This window comes from Sporosarcina sp. P1 (assembly GCF_002743155.1).
GTDB lineage: Bacteria > Bacillota > Bacilli > Bacillales_A > Planococcaceae > Sporosarcina > Sporosarcina ureae_B.
Genome location: NZ_PDYS01000046.1, coordinates 1 through 1432 on the forward strand (window position 1 = coordinate 1; position 1432 = coordinate 1432).

9 tRNA genes and 1 rRNA gene are annotated in these 1432 nt (G+C 46.4%); all 10 read left to right on the forward strand.

Annotated elements, in window-relative coordinates:
- Positions 1-212 precede the first annotated feature (212 nt).
- The 10 genes from rrf to CSV73_RS16280 all read left to right on the forward strand — a co-directional run bounded on the left by rrf (position 213) and on the right by CSV73_RS16280 (position 1231).
- Positions 213-328, forward strand: a 5S ribosomal RNA gene (gene rrf, locus CSV73_RS16235).
- An 89-nt stretch (positions 329-417) separates the two neighbouring features.
- A tRNA-Val gene (locus tag CSV73_RS16240) sits at positions 418-493 on the forward strand.
- Positions 494-507: 14 nt separating this feature from the next.
- Positions 508-583, forward strand: a tRNA-Thr gene (locus tag CSV73_RS16245).
- A gap of 8 nt (positions 584-591) precedes the next feature.
- Positions 592-667: transfer RNA gene (locus CSV73_RS16250), tRNA-Lys, on the forward strand.
- A 22-nt stretch (positions 668-689) separates the two neighbouring features.
- Positions 690-771 (forward strand) — tRNA-Leu (locus CSV73_RS16255).
- Positions 772-779: 8 nt separating this feature from the next.
- Positions 780-851: transfer RNA gene (locus CSV73_RS16260), tRNA-Gly, on the forward strand.
- Positions 852-867: 16 nt separating this feature from the next.
- Positions 868-956: transfer RNA gene (locus CSV73_RS16265), tRNA-Leu, on the forward strand.
- A 16-nt stretch (positions 957-972) separates the two neighbouring features.
- Positions 973-1049 (forward strand) — tRNA-Arg (locus CSV73_RS16270).
- Between the two features lie 22 nt (positions 1050-1071).
- Positions 1072-1148, forward strand: a tRNA-Pro gene (locus CSV73_RS16275).
- A gap of 7 nt (positions 1149-1155) precedes the next feature.
- Positions 1156-1231 (forward strand) — tRNA-Ala (locus CSV73_RS16280).
- The last annotated feature ends 201 nt before the right edge of the window (positions 1232-1432 follow it).

Consider the following 1432-nt stretch of genomic DNA (forward strand, 5'->3'; position numbering starts at 1 on the left):
CTGGGGTGTAAGTACGGCGACGTATGTAGCTGACAGATACTAATCGATCGAGGACTTAACCTATATTAAAAAGTAGTTACTTGAACTACACCAATGTCTTTTATTCAGTTTTGAGTGAACAAGCTTTACTCAAAAATTTATTTAAAATAATGCTTGCATTAAATACAACAAGTGTTATAATAATAAATGTCCTCAAGAACGAGGATACATAGTCTGGTGACGATGGCGAAGAGGTCACACCCGTTCCCATACCGAACACGGAAGTTAAGCTCTTCAGCGCTGATGGTAGTTGGGGGTTTCCCCCTGTGAGAGTAAGACGTCGCCAGGCAATTCTTTTCTTAAGATCGATGCTGAATGTTCTATACATAATCTAGTGATCAAAAAGAATAAGAACATACTAAAATAACATTATACCCAGGAGGATTAGCTCAGCTGGGAGAGCACCTGCCTTACAAGCAGGGGGTCGGCGGTTCGAGCCCGTCATCCTCCACCATATAATCTACACCTGCCGGTGTAGCTCAACTGGTAGAGCAACTGACTTGTAATCAGTAGGTTGAGGGTTCAAGTCCTTTCGCCGGCACCACTTAGTACGAGCCGTTAGCTCAGTTGGTAGAGCATCTGACTTTTAATCAGAGGGTCACAGGTTCGAATCCTGTACGGCTCACCATTATTTTTTGCCGAAACATATCGCGGGTGTGGTGGAACTGGCAGACACGCTAGACTTAGGATCTAGTGCCTTCGGGCGTGGGGGTTCGACTCCCTTCACCCGCATTTTTTATGCGGAAGTAGTTCAGTGGTAGAATACGACCTTGCCAAGGTCGGGGTCGCGGGTTCGAATCCCGTCTTCCGCTTTTAATTTCCACTCTTGCCGGGGTGGCGGAACTGGCAGACGCACAGGACTTAAAATCCTGCGGTAGGTGACTACCGTACCGGTTCGATTCCGGTTCTCGGCACCAATTAATTTTATAGAATGCGCCTGTAGCTCAATTGGATAGAGCGTCTGACTACGGATCAGAAGGTTGTGGGTTCGACTCCTGCCAGGCGCGCCATATTATTTATATATTTTAGACTCGGGAAGTAGCTCAGCTTGGTAGAGCACTTGGTTTGGGACCAAGGGGTCGCAGGTTCGAATCCTGTCTTCCCGACCACTTATTTGGGGCCTTAGCTCAGCTGGGAGAGCGCCTGCCTTGCACGCAGGAGGTCAACGGTTCGATCCCGTTAGGCTCCACCAAATATTTTGTTTATGAATATCATGAACCTTGAAAACTGAACAGCAAAACGTTAACGAAATACAGTTTGTGCATCTAACGATGACACAAACAAAATGAGTATCTTAATTGATGCCAGCAAATGAAACTCGAGCTAATCGAATTTCTCTTATGGAGAGTTTGATCCTGGCTCAGGACGAACGCTGGCGGCATGCCTAATACAT